The organism is uncultured Microbulbifer sp. (assembly GCF_947489355.1).
Classification (GTDB): domain Bacteria; phylum Pseudomonadota; class Gammaproteobacteria; order Pseudomonadales; family Cellvibrionaceae; genus Microbulbifer.
Map to the genome: position 1 here is coordinate 1 of NZ_CANLDD010000035.1, position 16949 is coordinate 16949.

The 16949-nt window shown below is 52.2% G+C and carries 20 protein-coding genes; 12 read left to right on the forward strand and 8 right to left on the reverse strand.

The annotated features are described in order from the left end of the window. From Q1A48_RS13745 to Q1A48_RS13795, 11 genes are all read left to right on the forward strand, one after another. Window positions 1-822: DUF2786 domain-containing protein (locus Q1A48_RS13745; protein WP_299945866.1), on the forward strand; the 822-nt coding region annotated here is incomplete at its 5' end. A gap of 385 nt (window positions 823-1207) precedes the next feature. Continuing rightward, on the forward strand, window positions 1208-1660 hold the full coding sequence (locus Q1A48_RS13750; protein WP_299945868.1) for a hypothetical protein: 453 nt from the start codon (window positions 1208-1210) through the stop codon (window positions 1658-1660). Further along, on the forward strand, window positions 1657-2760 hold the full coding sequence (locus tag Q1A48_RS13755) for a hypothetical protein (protein ID WP_299945870.1): 1104 nt from the start codon (window positions 1657-1659) through the stop codon (window positions 2758-2760). Before Q1A48_RS13750 ends, Q1A48_RS13755 begins: the two co-directional genes overlap by 4 nt. A gap of 51 nt (window positions 2761-2811) precedes the next feature. Then, window positions 2812-3030, forward strand: a complete 219-nt coding sequence (locus Q1A48_RS13760) for a hypothetical protein (protein ID WP_299945872.1) — start codon at window positions 2812-2814, stop codon at window positions 3028-3030. A 125-nt stretch (window positions 3031-3155) separates the two neighbouring features. After that, complete coding sequence (locus tag Q1A48_RS13765) at window positions 3156-4127, forward strand: hypothetical protein (protein WP_299945874.1); 972 nt, start codon at window positions 3156-3158, stop codon at window positions 4125-4127. Between the two features lie 263 nt (window positions 4128-4390). Beyond that, window positions 4391-4684: a type II toxin-antitoxin system RelE/ParE family toxin gene (locus Q1A48_RS13770; protein ID WP_299945876.1), complete on the forward strand. Its 294-nt coding sequence runs from the start codon at window positions 4391-4393 to the stop codon at window positions 4682-4684. Window positions 4685-4730: 46 nt separating this feature from the next. After that, window positions 4731-5051, forward strand: coding sequence for a HigA family addiction module antitoxin (locus Q1A48_RS13775; protein ID WP_299945877.1), 321 nt, complete (start codon window positions 4731-4733; stop codon window positions 5049-5051). 617 nt (window positions 5052-5668) lie between these two features. Beyond that, entirely contained in the window at window positions 5669-6250 is a 582-nt protein-coding gene (locus Q1A48_RS13780; RefSeq protein WP_299945879.1) for an AHH domain-containing protein, read from the forward strand. Window positions 6251-6252: 2 nt separating this feature from the next. Beyond that, on the forward strand, window positions 6253-6867 hold the full coding sequence (locus Q1A48_RS13785; protein ID WP_299945881.1) for a hypothetical protein: 615 nt from the start codon (window positions 6253-6255) through the stop codon (window positions 6865-6867). A gap of 559 nt (window positions 6868-7426) precedes the next feature. Continuing rightward, a complete protein-coding gene (locus tag Q1A48_RS13790) occupies window positions 7427-8209 on the forward strand; it encodes a phage Gp37/Gp68 family protein (RefSeq protein ID WP_299945884.1) in 783 nt (260 codons plus the stop codon). A gap of 21 nt (window positions 8210-8230) precedes the next feature. Then, the gene (locus tag Q1A48_RS13795; RefSeq protein WP_299945885.1) at window positions 8231-9553 is read left to right on the forward strand and encodes a three-Cys-motif partner protein TcmP; all 1323 of its coding nucleotides are present in this window, start codon (window positions 8231-8233) and stop codon (window positions 9551-9553) included. Here Q1A48_RS13795 and Q1A48_RS13800 read toward each other — a convergent pair. Then, complete coding sequence (locus Q1A48_RS13800) at window positions 9550-9840, reverse strand: hypothetical protein (protein ID WP_299945887.1); 291 nt, start codon at window positions 9838-9840, stop codon at window positions 9550-9552. The two genes, Q1A48_RS13795 and Q1A48_RS13800, sit on opposite strands and share 4 nt — an antisense overlap. Window positions 9841-10062: 222 nt before the next feature. Between Q1A48_RS13800 and Q1A48_RS13805 the strand changes: the two genes are divergently transcribed. Further along, window positions 10063-10743: a hypothetical protein gene (locus Q1A48_RS13805; RefSeq protein WP_299945889.1), complete on the forward strand. Its 681-nt coding sequence runs from the start codon at window positions 10063-10065 to the stop codon at window positions 10741-10743. A gap of 19 nt (window positions 10744-10762) precedes the next feature. On the opposite strand, the gene Q1A48_RS13810 is transcribed toward Q1A48_RS13805, so the two are convergent. Genes Q1A48_RS13810 through Q1A48_RS13840 form a run of 7 tightly spaced genes read right to left on the reverse strand, consistent with a single transcriptional unit; the run spans window position 10763 to window position 16944 of the window. Then, window positions 10763-11740, reverse strand: coding sequence for a hypothetical protein (locus tag Q1A48_RS13810; protein WP_299945892.1), 978 nt, complete (start codon window positions 11738-11740; stop codon window positions 10763-10765). Beyond that, window positions 11725-12426: a hypothetical protein gene (locus Q1A48_RS13815; RefSeq protein WP_299945895.1), complete on the reverse strand. Its 702-nt coding sequence runs from the start codon at window positions 12424-12426 to the stop codon at window positions 11725-11727. The genes Q1A48_RS13810 and Q1A48_RS13815 overlap by 16 nt, the downstream gene beginning before the upstream one ends. After that, complete coding sequence (locus tag Q1A48_RS13820) at window positions 12413-12976, reverse strand: hypothetical protein (protein WP_299945897.1); 564 nt, start codon at window positions 12974-12976, stop codon at window positions 12413-12415. Before Q1A48_RS13820 ends, Q1A48_RS13815 begins: the two co-directional genes overlap by 14 nt. Further along, the gene (locus Q1A48_RS13825) at window positions 12973-13881 is read right to left on the reverse strand and encodes a hypothetical protein (RefSeq protein ID WP_299945899.1); all 909 of its coding nucleotides are present in this window, start codon (window positions 13879-13881) and stop codon (window positions 12973-12975) included. Before Q1A48_RS13825 ends, Q1A48_RS13820 begins: the two co-directional genes overlap by 4 nt. 6 nt (window positions 13882-13887) lie before the next feature. After that, a complete protein-coding gene (locus Q1A48_RS13830; RefSeq protein WP_299945902.1) occupies window positions 13888-14097 on the reverse strand; it encodes a hypothetical protein in 210 nt (69 codons plus the stop codon). Window positions 14098-14116: 19 nt separating this feature from the next. Next, window positions 14117-14755: a hypothetical protein gene (locus Q1A48_RS13835; protein ID WP_299945903.1), complete on the reverse strand. Its 639-nt coding sequence runs from the start codon at window positions 14753-14755 to the stop codon at window positions 14117-14119. Window positions 14756-14766: 11 nt separating this feature from the next. Then, complete coding sequence (locus tag Q1A48_RS13840; RefSeq protein ID WP_299945905.1) at window positions 14767-16944, reverse strand: phage tail protein; 2178 nt, start codon at window positions 16942-16944, stop codon at window positions 14767-14769. Between the last annotated feature and the right edge of the window lie 5 nt (window positions 16945-16949).

Genomic DNA, 16949 nt, shown 5'->3' on the forward strand with positions numbered 1-16949 from the left:
CAGTCACTGCCAACACTTCCAAATCACAAGCCTGGCTTTTACAGCAAGTCATGCCGGCGTTTAGCGAGCCATCCAAGGATTGAAATCCCCGAGCCGGTGGAAGGCCGGCATCTGATAACTGTAGGGGGAGATATGAACGAGAAGATTTTGCGCAAAATTAAGCGCTGCCTAGCACTGGCCAAATCTAGCAATGCAAACGAAGCAGCTACCGCTCTGCGCCAAGCGCAAGCACTGATGCAAAAGCATCAAATTAGCAAGTCAGACATTTCAGCCGCAGATATATGCAGTCACTGCGTGTCAGTCGGTGCTGGAATCAAACCACCAGTGTACATCGTGGGCCTGATAAATCTGATCCGTAAGGCTTTTGGTGTGGAGATGGTATACAGAAGTACTTATAACGGCAGCCGCTGGGAGGGCGGCGTGGAGTTTATCGGCTTTGAAGGTGCCGCCGAGGTGGCTGGCTATGCTATGACCGTTTTGGGTCGCCAGCTCAAGCTTGACCGTACCGCGTACCTGAAGAATCTGGCTGGGCAGCGCCGTAGCACTAAGACACGTCGTGCTGACCTATATGCTCGCGCCTGGGTTAAGGCCGTGGGGCTGAAAGTGATTACCTCCCAAATTAGCGAAGTCAATCAAACTGCATTCGAGGTGTATAAGGCTCGCAATCATGGAAAGTTGAAGTTCGGTAAGTCTCTCGACCGAGGGTTTCGGGTCAACGACTCGGAGGCATTTTCTCAAGGATTGAAAGATGGTGAGAGAGTGCAGTTTTACCAGGGCATGAGGCGAGAGGGTAGCGACCCACTGGCACTGCGTAGTGTTTGATAACCCCTGTGAACAAATGGAAATTCCCAGTCCTGGCCGCTATAGCCAATGCCCTGGTGATGGTTAGCAGCAATACACCATCGCAGGGCCTTATTGGGCCCGCTACAAGCGGTAACCACACTGACCGGGCCAATAGGTTGAGCCAGAAGGCTAGGCGCAAGCGGAATAAATGGAGGAAATGCGCATGAATAAAATAGCAAAAGAGCGCCCAATCCTATTTAACGGGCCAATGGTTCGCGCGATTCTGGAGGGTAGGAAAACTCAGACGCGCCGCATTATAAAGCCGCAGCCATCTAAGAATCACAAATGGAGTGGCTGGGTTGTTGAGTCAACGGATAGAAAGACTATTGGCTGTGCGAACTGGGGGATAGGGGAACACCCGTTCATGACCGAGCATGTCTATGCTCGCTGCCCCCACGGTAAACCAGGAGACCATCTATGGGTGCGGGAAACGCACCACCTGAGTCATCACAATGCAATCACATACAGGGCTGACTACAACCACAACCCATTTGATGAAGAGGAGTGCGGAGAAGACTGCTCAATGGTTGGGGAGAAGTGGCGCCCCTCAATCCACATGCCCCGCTGGGCCAGCCGCATCGATCTTGAGATTACCCGTATTGGTGTTGAGCGATTACAGGACATCAGTGAAGAGGATGCCAAGGCGGAAGGCATAACTCCGTACAAGTGCGGTTGGAGCAATGGGGAGATGGGTCCGTTTTCACACCCTGTTCTCGCCTTCTCTGATCTATGGGATTCCCTTCACAGCGCCAAGAGCTGGGATGCCAACCCCTGGGTATGGGTTATTGAATTTAAGCGGGTGGAGACCACTCGGTGAGGCTCTGGCAATCCCTCACCGGCATCGCCGCACTCATTTTCTGCGGCACCAGCCTCGCCTTTACTGTGCAGCTGTGGATCGCTATACCCAGCACTACCGGCAGCCAGGTAGTGGCCGGCCTTACGGCCGTTGCTCTGGAACTGTGTAAGTTTAGTTTTGCGCCTCTGGGCCTCTGGCTGCGCTCCCAGGGACAGCTCAGTGGCCATGTACTCCTCGCGCTCTGGCCATTACTGGTGGTGATCAGTATTGTGGCCACCGTTGGATTTCTCGCCACCCACAGCGAAGAGCAGCAGCAACGTAGTACCCAGGGCAGCCTGGAATACCAAGCGCTTGAACAGCAGCTCAACAGCATTAAAGAGCAGATCAATAGCCTGAACGGACTGATCGCCACAGATGCCGCCAACGGTTACCGCCAGCGCGCCATTGATACCGCCGCCCAATTGCGCGCCTTGGAAGGCCAGCGCAGCCAGTTGATCGAAAACTTATCCAAAGCCCAACCAGGCGCCAGCACTCACGGAGCGTTTAACAGCCTGGCCAGCACACTCAACATAGACCCCGTGCGATTACAGCACGCCGGATTCCTCGCCCTGGCAATCATCACAGATGTGGTAGGGCTGGTGGCGTTACTAGCGTTTAACGCTGCCTCAACGGTTTGTAAACGTTTAGCTAAACGGTCTAAACGGTTTTCAACGCCAGATAAACAGTTTTCAACGGATTCTAAACGGTTCTCAACGGACGCTAAACAGTCGCCAACTGAGCCTAAACGGTTGCTAAATAACGCTAAACAGCTGCTAACGGTAAATAAACGGTTGGCAACGGAAACTCAAGAATCCTCAACGGTTTGTAAACGGTCAGCTAAACGGCCTAAACGGTTTTCAACGCCAGCTAAACGGTTTGTAAACGCTAACCTCAGCCAGGAACAGATTGAACTGGCCAACCAAATTTGCGCCGGAGAGTTCGGTACCCGGCCCGTGTTACGCAACATCATCAAGTGCATTCGCGGTGGATACCCAGCCGCCAAACCCGTTTTCGATGCACTGGAACAGACAGGAGAAATCACCCGTGACGGCCAGAGGTTTTACCTGGCTGGATGCCAATAGGATAACCAATCGGCGCGGGTCTGATCGCGCCATGGCTTGCTGGAAAGGATTATGAGCACACTACTGCAAGAAAAAGAGTTAAAAGCCTGGCTCAATTGTGCACGCCGAGGAGATTTAGTCCGTTTGCTGGATGAGGCAAAAATCCCCTACGTCATTGGTATTGGTGGCTGTATCTCTACTTCTCAAGGGGCTATTGACGGTGCCCTACTGAAATCTGCGGAAACACAAGACTCCATATCTGAATGGGACAGTGTGAGGGTTGGCGGATGACTCGCGGGCGAAAAAAAAATGGAGAGTTCGCATGGCTCCCTCGGCACTGCACAGTAAAGCGCGGGAAGGTCATCTATCGAAAGTACGAAAAAGGACAGTGGTTCGCTCCAGTTCCAATATGTACCGTGGAGGAAGCACGCGGTTCACAAGCTTTGGTCTATGATCGCCTCGCAGCAATACTCGGAAAGCAGGCAGCACATGATCTTTTGTGGCTCCTCAAGCAGTACCATAAAAGCCCACAGTACCGCGAGCTGGCCCTCAGTACGCGCAAGTCCTATGAAGGGTATCAACGAACAATCTGCAACTTCCCTGTCAGTAATGGGCGACTTCTCGGAGAGTTCCCTCTCGATAAACTTAATTCGCGCCACATGCGGGGCTATCTTGACACCTATCCGAGCAAAGTTGCAGCAAACCGACATATTCAATATCTTTGCGCAGCTTTCAATTGGGGTCGTCAACGGCTGTCACCAGTCAAGTTTAATCCTTGTGAGGGTGTAACCAGAAACAAGGAAACCTCGCGCGATCGCTACATCGAGGATTGGGAATACGCTTTGGTTTATCAGGTCGCGGCAAGCATGCGTACACCAATTTTTGCCCCAGCAATGGAACTGGCCTATTTATGTCGAGCGCGCCGTGGCGAGGTCTTTGCATTCACAGAGCTGGACATTCAACGACAGGGCTTATATCTGCGTCGCGGCAAAGGTTCCAAGAACGAGATTACGGCCATGAGTGACCGCCTTCAGGCCGCAATAGCTAACTGTCGGCAAATCTACCCAAAGGCACCAGACAGGGGTTTTCTACTGCACCGCAAGGACGGCACAGCCTATACAAAAAACGCCCTGGATAGCGCTTGGCAGCGATTGGTAAAGAAGGCGCTGGATAGCCCATGGTCGCTTCCCCTAAATTTGGCTAATGAAGCAAGGGAGGATGGTGCCGCCGAAGTGGACGGAAAATTCTACCTGACCGAAACGTTTACCTTTCACGACATCAAGGCCAAGGGCATCACCGACCACAAGAATAACGAGGGTGGCCACAGGAGCAAGAAGATGGAGGCCGTTTACAATCGCAAGGCCAGAGTGATTCCGGCGACAAGATAGCTACAAAACACAGTTATCAGAGCAATACTAAGAACCCCATTTATATGAGAGCACTTGAAACCAAACCAGGCGGTCGTAGGTTCGAATCCTACCGAGCGCGCCAATAAAATCAAAGGGTTATATCAATTGGTGTAAGCCTTTTTTTGTTGTGGTACCAAATGTGGTACCAAATAAGAGGACAATCACAAAAAACTGTATGTTAATTCAGCACTTGCCGTATGTAACCTGCTAGGTTACACTGAATTATCAGATAAGGACAAAAAATGATCAAGAGCTTTAAGCATAAAGGGCTCGAAGAATTATGGGTCAAAGGGAGATCAAGACGAATAGACTCACGCCCTGCGATTCAAAAGAAGCTGATCGCAATCATGACGCGCCTAGACGCAGTAGCAAGCGAACAGGAGCTAACCAAAATTGGCAAGGACGTACATCCCTTGCAGGGTAGGAAAGGAACAAACTCAGGCAACTGGGCAGTGTGGGTGACTGGTAACTTCCGCATCACATTCAACTTCGACGGACGCGATGCCGAAATTCTTGATTACGAGGACTACCACTAGCTCGGTTTTGCTTGAATCACGGGACAATTGATTACGGTACAGAACTATGGCTATCAAGAGAGAGGTTGCCCCAATATCCGCCGGTGCCACCCTGAAAAACTGGGAATTCAAAGAATTGGGCTTGACCCAACAAGAGATTGCTGATCGGCTAGGTATCTCACGTAAGCACCTGTCCGAGCTTCTCAATGATAAGGTGCCGCTATCCCATGAACTCGCGGTCAGAATTGAAGAGGTGTTCAATATTTCAGCAGATGTACTGATGCGTGTGGAGAGTAAACACCGCCTTTATCATGCTCGCCTTAACCGTGTAGCTGAAAAACCGGTAAAGGTCGCCAGGGCAAGTAGACAGGCACTAGAGCCAGCATAAAATCTACCCCCTAAGATCACAGAATTAGTCAAGACCAAAATAAAGGTCAAATTGGCCAAAGCGAATCAGAACCGGGGGAGCTGTATAAGTGTACAATCCAAATGGTGCAAAATTAGAGTTATAGGTAGGTAAAGTGAGGGGTTTCGTAGGCGCTGTCGGTGCAAAATTATAGCCTAATCCATTGATTTCATTAGGAATTATGCGGGCCTACGAACCAGGCGGTCGGAGGTTCGAATCCTCCCGAGCGCGCCAAAAAAGCCTTGTAAATCATTGAGTTGCAAGCACAAAAAGGCGGTATCAAGAAATTGATATCGCCTTTTTTCGTTGAAGTGTCCACCAAGTGTCCACGCAAACCCAGAATATAGCTGCTCACGCCTCATTTGCTGCCGGGAGTGAAGCACGAAAAAGTTTTATCAGAACTTTTACTTTTTTATAGGTGTTGGGCCGAATGCAAAGCCTGCGAAGTTGCCAAAAAGTAAAAGAGTTTTGGCATTAATAAAAACTAATGCTCGAAACCAGTTGAAGCTAGAGCGTCACTAGAAACATAAGCCTGTGCTGAAAGCCCAATGCCACAGGAGCGACAAGGAAGTTAAAACAATAATTCAAGGAAGGAGCCCATGTTTCCGGATATCAAACCCCCATTGACTCACGTCGAACGCCTGCTGGTGGATTTCTCCAAACTAGAGAAACCTACGGTGGCCGATTTCATGGTATTTCGCACCCGCCTGTCGGTTGGCGACTACCTTGATCGTTACCGGGCACGAGCCAACAAGATGACCGATGAAGAGTTGCAGAATGAGGGCCACAGCTCGCGGCGACTCAAAGCCTTTATGCGGCGGTCCGGAGACCCCGCCCCTTCCCCTCGATGTGATTGTCATCATATGATTTCCGGTGGGCACCGGGATGCTCTGTTAATGCGTTTGGTCATGGCGGCCATGGCTATGCGGGTGGATGATCCTCACAACGGCTGCTGGTTGCCGAGGGACTGGGAAGACAGGTCATACATGCCGAACTACCTCCGAAGTGGGGTACCGCATCGGCGGATTCACACCGATAATTATTATCGATGGCTGAGTGGCCGTATTAATATGGCCGCAGTAAAGACGCCCGAACAACTAATTCAAGCCCTGCGCTTCGCCCGACATTGTTTGCAAAGTGGTGCAGTCCCCCCTAATGTCATGCCACAAACAGGTCGATAGTTATGCTTTACACACTGATCTCCGACACCAAAAACTACCTGGGTGTCGTCATTGATAGCGACTATGTGGCCTCCATTGTGGGAAGCCTCCGCGGCGAAAGGCGTGGTGATCGCATTGATGTGAATCATCAGCCCCGCTCATGGTGCGGGGTATTTCCAGATTCCTTAAAAGTCTTATTCCCTCAATTCGGTAAAGCGGATAGTAGCAAAGCCATTCCGGATATTGCTGAATTTCAGGGGCGGCTGTTTCTCAACCAGAAGGCATATGGTGTTCTCCGGCCACTTATCGAAAATGACGGGGAGCTTTTGCCCGCCGTCTACGAAGGCGGGGATGGATATATCTTCACGCCGCTGCGTGTAGCGGAAAAAACAGATGGGCTCGATACCAAGTTGACCCGGATGAATCCATGGGGGGATGTTGAGAGTATCGGCTTTCGCGAAGAAAAGGTGAAAGGCTGGAGCCTCTTTCGCGCTGAGTTTACTTCTTATATGCGGCTTTATTGCCAGCAGTCGGTGAAGGATGCTATCGAGTCCACGGGGCTTACCGGGCTTTATATAACTAATGATCTTGTGAATATCTTTCCAGAAGATAAAAGCTTTGTCACCAAGCTGAACTAATTCAAAGAAACGACAGAGTGACTCTTGGAGGAGGGGTGAATATAAGGCTTTATCTGCCAAAAAAAACAGATGCAAAGCTCAATCACCACGCGGAAAACCGCGTGGTTACTAGCTTTCAGCTATTTTGGCCTGTGAAAAACCTCTTCACAACCCTTCAAAATTTTTCAATTTGTGAAAACCAGAAAGTGGCTACAGCCCACGGCTGGCGGAGGTTTGCGGTGTTTTCCAATTTCACTGGGTAATCAAAAGCCCAAAACCGGCAGGCGTGGGGAGGAGTGATCGCAGCCCCTTTCGAGGTTTCATAAATTGTAAGATTTTGCGCCATCTTTCTGGTTAAGTGTTTGAATTATCTAGATTTCACTGTTTTGGCAGTGCCGTGAAGCATCGCTACTGGCTTTGTCATGTGATGAAGAGAATTGAAACCCTGGCTTGATCGGGTGAAGAGAAGATTGGAATAAGAAATGGCGGATATTCCATCTAATACACTCAACCTTTGCGTCACAAAATTCTAGTTGTAGTAAGCTCACTTCTATTCGGACATTAGATTAGAGTTATTCACATGGCTGAGACACAGATAGAGTGGACAGATGCCACATGGAACCCAGTAGCTGGTTGTTCTTTAGCTAGCTCCGGATGCAAGAACTGCTATGCCATGCAAATGGCAAGACGCCTGGAAATGATGGGTGTAGATAAATATAGGGGTTTAACAAAAAAACGTAACGATAACGTGGTGTGGAACGGTACTATTCGTTTAGACAAAAAATCTCTTGAAATTCCTTATCGCTGGAGGAAACCTCGAAAAATTTTCGTAAATTCAATGAGTGATTTGTTCCACGAGAAAGTTAGCGACAAGTTTATCCTGAAGGTCTGGAGAGTTATGGAGGAAACTCCGCATCACAATTACCAGATTTTAACAAAACGACCAGAAAGAATGAAAAACTTTGTCTCATCAAAAGTGAAATACATTTTGCCAAATGTTTGGCTTGGCACTACTATCGAGTCAGCAGATGTGAAAACGAGAATTAATTTTTTAAGAAGAACCTCTGCAGCTATTAGATTTATCTCTTTCGAACCTTTGATTGACTCAGTCGGAAAAGTAAACCTTAATGATATTCACTGGGCGATTGTCGGCGGGGAGAGTGGATGTAAAGCACGCCCAATCAAAGAAGAATGGATTGATGAAATTCATGAGCAGTGCGAAATCTATAACACAGCCTTTTTCTTCAAGCAATGGGGGTCCTGGGGAAAAGATAATCAAAAGCGTTCAAAGAAAGCTAACGGACGGAAGTATAAAGGCAGAACCTGGGATAATATGCCATTAATTGAGTGTATATCATTTTAAACACTGCGAGGCAATTTTATTGTGGCAAAGAAGATCTATGACTGGGAAGGCGGCGCTATCCTTGAAGATCACACAAAGAAAAAACACAAAATTCTAAAGGAGTACTTTAGAAAATATTTATTGACTCGCTGTCAATTGCCACAATGCGAAAAATTTAGAGTTTCTATCGTGGATGCTTTTTCTGGAGCTGGAGTCTATGCATGTAATAGTTTCGGATCTCCTTTAATTTTCGTTGAGGTGCTAAAAAATACAACAAGGGAAATAAATATCTCGCGGTTAGGGCGGGGTATGAAGCCCATAAAAATAGAATGCATTCTGATTTTAAACGATAAAGATAAAGCTGCGATTAATCATCTAAAAGAAAATATATCACCTCTATTGGCTGGCATACAAGAGGAGCGTCAAGATTTAACAATTCACACAGAGTATTTTTGTGAGGATTTTGACAAATTATATCCAAAAATAAAGAACCGCTTGCTGCAGGCTAAATTCAATAATGTATTCTTCAATCTAGACCAATGCGGATATACGAATGTTACCTCAAATATAATTAGAGATATAACTCAGTCTTGGAGATCTGCAGAAATCCTGCTAACTTATATGATAGCAAGCTTGCTAACTTACTTATCTCCTGCATCAAAAAATTCAAATATTTTAGAGCCTGAAATAAAAGAAAAAATTTTTCTTCTCCTTGAAGACAAAAATATAAATAAACAAGAGTGGCTATCTGAAGCGGAAATAGTAGTCTTTAGGTGTTTCAAAGGATGTGCCACATACATAAGTCCTTTTTCAATAAATAATCCAAAGGGCTGGAGATATTGGCTAATGCATTTTGCAAATAACTACCGTGCTCGGCAAGTTTACAACGACGTACTTCATGATTGTGGAGAGGCGCAGGCTCACTGTGGCAAAGCGGGTTTGAATATGCTGTCATATGACCCTTCGGAAGCTACCCAGCTTTACTTATTTAATAGCGATTCTCGACATCTAGCAAAGGAAAGTTTATATGATGATATACCACGCCTAGTTGCCAAGTCCGGTGATACAATGAGGATCAACGATTTCTATGCTGAAACATTTAGCGAAACACCAGCCCATAGTGACGACATTCATGAAATGATCATCGAAAATCCAGATCTAGAAGTTATCACTGAAGCAGGTGGTACTCGCAAAAAACCAAATACGATAAAAGTTACTGATACTCTGAAAGTATGTAGCCAACGAAGTTGGTTTTCTATGTTCAAGATATCTGAAGACAAGGAACGCTCTTCAAACTATGCCCAAAAGTCTAATAGTGAGAAAAAACCATCGGAATCCGACAAGCCTAAGTCCGATAAGATTTAGCGTTTTTTCTTCAGGTGGCGCACTTCTACCTGCCTGACTTCCCGACTGGGGATGTAGGTTAAGTTGTCTCTCCAGCTGTCGCTGCGCACGGATTCCACCGTTCTCCAGTCTTCCCGATCCGGTTTTTTCTTCAGGTTTACATAGAGGGCAAGATTGTTGAACTGGTCGGCTTCAAAAAGCCGCACCGCCGCATCTTTAAAGTCCAACACTGCATAGCAACACGGCTTTGTTCCATCCATCAGGATCACAACCGCCTGCGTGGGCCAGATACCGGTATCCTGCTGCAAGCAGCTCCACAATGACCCCTACCCATTATCAGAAGTGAGTCCTGCGCGATTTAAAGTATCAACTTCGGCTCGGTCCCGTCAAACCAGTCCCGTGGAGCTTGGAGCAATTTCAGGTACATTTACTCTCTTTAATCAATACGTTAGGATAAGATAAAAATCGCTTCCGAATTTGACTTATAATGCTCGAAATAAAAACTAGCCAACTTAAATGCAGTGAAAAATATGCTAAATATCAGTAAAGAAAGTATAAAAATTTTATCTGACAATATGTGCATTGACATTAATCACCTACAAGAGAAAATTGAGTCTCCGGAGATAGTTCAATATTCATCATTAGTTTGTGAAGCAATTGATAGTTTATGTGAGTTTGTTATTACTGAAGAAGATCCATGTAGAATTAGATGGTTTTACACAGAGCTAATTAATGCTGAAGAAGATGAGGATCTATATGGAGTTTTAGATAATTTATGTATGGCATTTTTTAGATATGCTAAAGGAGGGCTAAACGCTCTATATGTAAACCAAGAGAATGAGGCGTGGTTTCCAAAAATAATATTAACCCAAGTTCTGTATCCAAATGACATTGGATCACTGCAAGATAACTTCTTAATTTATCGCGGCTGCAATATTTCTGAATTCAACTCAAGATGTTATGGCCAATCTTGGACTACAAAAATAGATATAGCACGTAGTTTCGCGTACAATCATTACTCTTCCCAAGACTGGTTTAGTGAAAATGATAGAATAATTCTTGTGGCAAATTATGCTAGAAAAAATGTGCTCTACTCTGATCAAACAGATTATGGTGAATTTGAAATTGTGGTTCACTCGGGTAAGCTCGAAAACGTAGGATTGCTAGGCAAGGAGTGCGAGAGTGCTCAAAACTCTGTGTCATTCAAGTAGCTTCAAAGGAGTTACTTGTTTACCCCTTCATTGCATCAAGCTTGTTTTTTATTGCCCCGGTATCCGCACTGGCAGAGGTATAAGTATCAGCGGATTCCGGGGCCTGGGTCTTACCGCTGCCGGGCGTGACACCCAGGTGGGTATGGGTGGCCAGGTCGTCGGCCAGGGTTTTGACCACGCCCATCAGGTCGCTCAGCAGCTGCAGCACATTGTCCGCGGTGTTACCCAGCCAGAGGGTGCCACCCGCCTCCACCTTGATCACCTGTTTGAGTTTGGCGATGCGCTCGGCAATATTGCCCACGCGCTCTTTCAAATCCCGCCCCACGGTCACATTGATATCACTGGCAGTAGTGAGATTGAGATTATCCAGCGCAGACAGATTGGCACTGCCACCAGACAGTAGCCGCAATGCACCCAGGGCTTCAATCAGTTTTATCCCTGCCACCGCTTCCATGGAATGCTGGCGCACCTGGCGGTGTTCATTGTCGCAGTCTGTATGCAGTGCGGCTGCTTCGGTTGTTTTCTGCAGCGCCCGCTCGCGGATCTCGCCGTGGGTTTCCCGGTGCCAGGTTGCCTGGGCATCCACCTTTTGCCGCACGGTGTCGCTCTGCTGCCAGACTAAGTCCTCGCGATCCAGTGCCGGCACCCCCAGGCCCCGGCACAGCACCGTGCGGATAAACGGCTGGTCCGGGCGACCATAGGCAAAGGCCAGCTCCACCAGGGTGCCCGGTTGCGGAAAACCAAAAGCCCCGCGCTCATTGCCGGCAAAGTGCAGCGGCAGCGGAACACTGCGAAAAATAGGGATCTGCTTGTCCGCCTTGCCTTCGCTGTTCAACAGTTGCACATCCACCCCGTAGCGTGGCCGAAATTCTTCCGCCAGCTCCGGCTGTTCCGTGGGGTCACTGATGGCCACTATGCGGGCCAGCAGCGGCAGATGCAGGCCGCTTTTCAGTTCCGGGTAGGCGCGTTCCAGCAGCCGTTTTATTTGTGCTTCCACGGGTCCGCGCTCCAGGTCAGATTCATAAAATTACCGGCCAGCGCAACTCCGGTGACATAGTGTTGATTGAGCAATACCCCAGGGCGCAGCCAGGGGATACAGGCCACGCGGGCGCGGTTGGCAATGCCAAAATCTGTGGCAAAGCCCGCGGGCAGTGGCAGCGCACGGCCGGCCCAGTGGCTGTGGGTCCAGCTGCCCACAAACACCTGGCCGTCGCCCTGCTGTTGCCACAACAATTGCGGAATGCCAAACACCTGCGCCAACTGATCCATCAGCCAGTAGCCGCTGCCGGCACTGTAAAAGGCCGGGGCCTTGATCTGGGTATAGGCACCGGTGCCGGTCACAAACCGCAAACCAGTCACGGCAGACACCAGCCCCAGCACGGCGGCCAGGGTGACATAGCGCTGGGCCAGCGGTACCCGTTGCGCCAACGCGGCGCTCAGCTCGCGGCAGTGCAGTTTCTGGCGGGTGTTGTCCACCCCGGTGCAATGCACCACATAACCGGTAAAAAACCGCTGCAGGCGCTGGGGGTTGTAGCCCAGGTCCAGCTGCACCAAACCCTGCAGCGGTCGGCGGCTGCGCACGGTAAAGGCCGCGCGCCCTGGGGTAAACAGATCCAGGCGCACATCGTCGTCCACCAGTGCCAGGGACTTGCCGCTAACGGTGAGATATTTATGCAGTCGCACCGCTCGGGTCCCCGCTGTCTGGCTCCGGTGCCAGGGCATCGTCGGCCCATTTCAGCACCTGTTCAAAGCCGGTATAGGTTTCCCCCTCCGCTGGGATCGCTGCACCGGTTGGCGCAACCGGTTCGCCGTCGCTGCTCTGGGGCGCGGCGGTTTGGGTCTGCTGGCGCTGCTCCACTTTTTCCGGCACGGATAAATATTCAGACAGGGTAAAGGTCACGCGCCAGGCGTGTTTGCCGGGTATTTCCCGCGCAGTAAAACTTTCATTGAATTGCACCTGGCGAATATTCATGGCCCGCGCGGTATCGTCCACAATATCGAACACGGTGAGTTTGCCGTTGTCATCCACGGATTCCGCCTGGCGCAGCAGCCCGTTCAACTCCTCCCCCTGATCAAATGGAATCACCAGGGAAACGCTCAGGGATTTGGCCTTGATGCCGTTCTGGGCGCGGTCGGTGCTGCTGGTGTTGCCGCCGAGGGATTCCGTTTCGATACGCAGTACCCCGTTCACCACCAGTTCCGAACCGGGCACGGTAAAGGCGTTGAGTCTCATAATCCGAACAGCTCCTGTAAGGGCGCGAGGGCGCCAACCGGAGCGGCAAACAACAGGGCCGCGTTGAATACATGATCGTGATCGAAGGGGTGCGCTGCCTGGATGTGCCCGGCGATCTGGCGGGGACTACCGCTGGCGTACAGGCAGTGGGTCGTGCCGCGCCCGTTGAGGTCGGCCACCAGGGTTTCGGTGGCTGCACGCACCGCGTCCAGGTGTTGTTGTTTTTTCTCGGCCAGGGTGTGCAGCTCTGCCAGCGGATCGGTATTTTCCAGAGCATAGCCCATGGCGCTGGCGACCTCTGCACCGATCACCTGTGCCACACTGCGGGCGGTGTGCAGTTGTGTCAGTCGGCGCGGCTGCCAGTGGCCCCCCAGGGGCGCGCCGGGCAGTTGGGACTTTTCCGATTCCAGGCGCAGCAGCTGCTGCGCACGCCTTTCGGCCTGGCACAGTTCCGGCAGGGGCAACCACTGGCACAGGGTGTGTAACCCGGTGGCGAAGGTGCCCAGGGTCTGTGTTGCCAACAGCACCGCAACGGCCTCCAGCTCGCCGACCGGCTTGTGGCGGTCCCAGGCATCCCCCAGCTTGGCCGCCAGTGCCTGCAGGGCGTTGGGGGCCGACAAATGACGGCTGTAGCTGCGGCCCTGGCCCACGCCCTCCTGGTAGGGATGCACCACCAGCAGGTGCAGGTCCGCACCGAACAGTGCGCGCAGGGTATTTTCAAGCGCAGCACTGCCCGCTGCCGTTGCCGCGGTGGGGTTTTTGACAAAAGCCGCTTCCACACTGTGCAGCCGCGACCGGGCCGTGTCGATTTCACTTCGCCCCTGTGACAGTGCAGCCGCGACAATCCCGTCGCGCAGGGCTTTGGCCGCGGGGGGAAATTGGATCGCCGGGTGTTGCCAGGACATGCCGGTTTACCCGGTGGTCTTTTGCCAGGGCGCAGTGCGCTGGAAGCTGGCCACGCGCACACCGAAAATAAAGACATGGGTGCAACCGCGTATAATGGTGCCCTGTCCCTCCGGGAGAATTTCCACCGTGTGTAAAACATTGGTGGTGGCCACCGGGGTAAACAGGTGGCGCGGCTCAATATGCCAGCGCAAAAACTCCGCGGCTTTGTTTTTCATGGCAAATGCCTCCCGCGCCTTACAGCGCTTTCAGTTGCTGAATAAATGGTTTGGCGGTGTCCATATAATTTTCGCCCTCGGCCAGGGCAGCCACGGCGGCGTTGCCGCGCAGGCGCAGATCGCGAATGGTATCCAGCCGCTGTGCCCAGCGTTCGGCGGCGGCCAGAATCTGCTCCGCCGCCTGTTGCGGACTTACCCCATGCACTTCCGCGTGGGTGCGCACCACCGGGGGCACAGCGCCGGAAAACCCCGTCTCCGCATAGCGCTGCGCCTGGGCCTGCACACGGCTGTATTCGTCTGTCATGCCATAACCAATGGTGCTGGCACGTTGGCGCGCCTTGCCGGCGGTGTTGTTAATCACATCGATGGCGAATTGGCGGCTGTGGAAAAACGCCTGCTGTTGCGCTGCCTCCCGTGTCTCCCGGTCCCTTTCCGCGTGCCAGCGCTCAATAATCGGCTGAAAGGGGGTCAGGGTATCGATGGGTTCGTGGCGGCCGTCGCGGTACTCGATTTCCCCGCTGGCTCGCCCGTCTTCGTGGCCCCATTGCACCGCCCAGATACGCTCGTCGATCAAACCGGTCAGATCGAAGGCAAAGGCGCGACCGTCGATCACCACCGTATCGTCGCCCGCATCGCCGTTGATAATGGATACACGCATCGGTTTTTCTCCTATGCCACGCGAATAATCGCCGCCGCGGCAAAGTAACGCTGGCGCACGTCCACCGAGTGGCTGTGACTGCCGCTTGAATTAATGGACACACTGTGGCTGTGCCCGCCCGCACTCGCGGTAGAAAAATCGTGGCTATGGGCTCCGCTGCTATTCACCGTCACGCTGTGCGTGTGGTGGCCCACGCTGGCGACACTCACACTGTGGCTGTGGGCACCGGTGGTATTGCTGCTGGCACTGTGGTTGTGCGCACCACCACCGCCTTCGTTTTTGCCGGTCACGGTTAATCCGTCGCGATCGCTGGGGTCATAGTCCGGTCCGTAGTTGGAAAATTCATAACCGGGAAAACGCAACATCCTGACACCGTTGATACTGTGCCCGTGGGCCGGAATTCTGGAGGTGGACAGGGTGTGATTGGCAACGGAAATCGTGTGCGCGTGATTGCCGGCACTGCCGCTGGAGGCGTTGTGCGAATGGCCACCCGCATCGGCCGTGGAGGCCCCGTGGGCGTGGCTGCCGGCGCTGTCGGTTTCCCCGCTGTGGGCGTGACTGCCGGCGCTGCCGGTAGAGGCACCGTGGCTGTGGCTGCCGCTACTACCGCTGGTCCTGGTGTCGCTGCCACCGGTATCACCGGGCTGGTATTCCCCGCCCGCACACACAAACACCCGGTTAACGGCATTGGGCCTGCCGTTCTGGCCATCACAGAGCGCCCAGCCCTCGGGAATAGCGGCAAGGGTGCCATGCCAGAAAATCACCGCATTGGGCGGTAACAAATAATTCAGGGCGACCCATAACTGTTTCGGGGAGACATAGCGGGTGTCATCGGTTTTTGCCAGCACTTCGCTTTGGGTCGCGCGCTCCACAATACCCGCGCGGGTGGTGGTGGCGGTGGTGGTTTTATCCAGCTTGCTGTTTTGCAGCGCGCGGCCCTTAGCCGCGCTGAGGGGGCGCCGGGTACTGGTGGAAGTCAGGCTGTCGACCACCGTATCGCCGAGCCCCTTGGGGGTTATTGCGCGGGCGGTATCGGCGGCCGCCTGGGTTTCCGCGCTGGTGGCCAGCTCCACAATGCCCGCACGGGTGGTGGTGGCGGTGGTGGTTTTATCCAGCTTGTTGTTTTGCAGCGCACGGCCCTGGGCCGCGCTGAGGGGGTGCCGGGTTCTGGTGGAGTCCAGGCTATTGACCACTATATCACCGAGCCCTCGCGGTGTTACCGCGCGGGCGTTATCGGCGGTTTCCTGAGTTTCCTCACTGGTGGCCAGCTCCACAATACCCTTTTGGGCAGTGGTGGCAATCTGATCCTGGGGGACGTAAATATCCGACCGGGTGAGCAGGAAATCTACCAGGCCCGCTGCATCAATAGCGTAGGCGGTGCGCCGGTCGTCCGGCTGGCCACCCGCAGAGATATCACAAATTTTTTCCAGGTAGTGCGTTACGCCGGCACTATCAATATAGTCATCAGCGGCACCGGCCTGTACCGTCACCACGGCGGCCACCCGGCCCACCCCTTTTTGCAGGGACACGTCCAGATAGATGGCTTTCGGCAAGGTGCCGGGATCAACCGCGATTGGCCCGGTATTGACGATACGGATTCCTTCCACATACCCGATACCGGGCTGTAATTGATAGGTGCCGGCGTCGTTGATTAATTGCCACCCCGAACCCAAAAAGGTTGCGCGCCCGTATATATCCCGGTTGCTCTCTCTCTCGCGCACATCCATGGCATCGAGCCAGGCACTCAGATCGATCTGCCAGGTTTCCGCGGGCACCGCAATGCCGGTGGCGGTTTGCGCATCGGCAAACTGCAAGAGGAAATTGCGCGTGATATTGTTGCCCTGTACCCCGTTGGCGGTGCGGGCCTTTACCGTCAGGGGCAGGTAGGCCACTGCCACCAGGGTGCCGTCGTCGGCCTGTAATCCCAGCCAGTTAAAGGAAAAATCCCCCACGCTGGTATCCATCGCCAGGGAATACACCACCTTGTCCAGGGCGAGATAGCCCTTTTGGGTGTAGGGTGCCTGGTAAACCATATCCCCCACATCGGGCAGGGTTTCGTCCAGGCTGACCGGCTGGCTGTGGTCGAGGCCGGGAATATGCGCCAGAACAAACCGGGTAATCTCTACCGGTTCACTGGCGCCGGTCCTGGCCGCGATATAAGCCGCACCGGTATTAATAATTGCAGGCATGGTCT